General features: G+C 44.6%; 1 protein-coding gene. It reads right to left on the bottom strand.

The genetic code is table 11. The annotated features are described in order from the left end of the window. A partial coding sequence (locus ACS8FD_RS17960) for a hypothetical protein (RefSeq protein ID WP_439276851.1) occupies positions 1-910 on the bottom strand: 910 nt, incomplete at both ends.

The following is a 910-nucleotide window of genomic DNA, read 5'->3' as shown; positions in this document are numbered from 1 at the left end:
AATCCACTGCTTACGCGCAGTTAAATCAGTATGTTGAAGCTCATTATCAGAGTCATGTTGCGAGATATCATCAGCGAACCAAAACTCTTTAGCAGGGATATCTTTAGCCAAATTATTATTCTCGACCTCAGCCATGCGCCACGGCTTGGCAGTGAGCCGCGCCCGAAAACATTGCTGCGCCTGACAAAGACGCACATAATTGGCATCAGCATGGAAAAACTCAAACCATTCGGTAACCACGCCGTCCTTTGGCAAAACTGTATTGTGAGTGGCGATAATACGAAAACCTGCTGGCGTCTCATACAAACGAAATTGTTCGGCAGGATGAGCTGCTACTCGTCTTTGGATCAAATCCGTCATATAAGGCATTAATGAGGCGATATTATCGGCATATTGTTGCGCGATCGCTTTGTCTCTTTGGCTGGCTTGTTGCCACAAATAAGCAGTCGCGCCAAACATAACTGCCAATAGCCACAGCCATGATAATCCCAACCAAGCTATGACACTGGCGATAAGTATAAACACAAGGATAAAAAGCCAAATTTTTAATTTGCTTGATGGCTTACTTTGATTAATGAGCAAGGCAGGCATAAAGCCGTGACGGCTGTAGTGTTCAGGATATCGATAGCGCAAGAGATCATCATTATCAACATCAATGATTGCGATGTTATCAACGTTAGCGACTTGTGCACCGTAGCTGTTGCGCGTGACGATAAGCTGCGTTGATGCAGTTTTTGATTGCGAAGATGAAGGGAAAAACTGCTCAGAGATGATTTGTTCACGAATAGGAATGCCATTAATTTCGTTATACTCTTCCCTACGTTCACGGCGTACGATATCTTCACCTGCTAGCCAGCGGTTATGTGCCTCTGCTACGCGACCTTTAGCATGTTTTAACGCTTCGATTTGA

It is taken from the genome of Psychrobacter sp. 1U2 (assembly GCF_051847575.1).
This window is presented reverse-complemented; position numbering and strand designations above follow the sequence as displayed.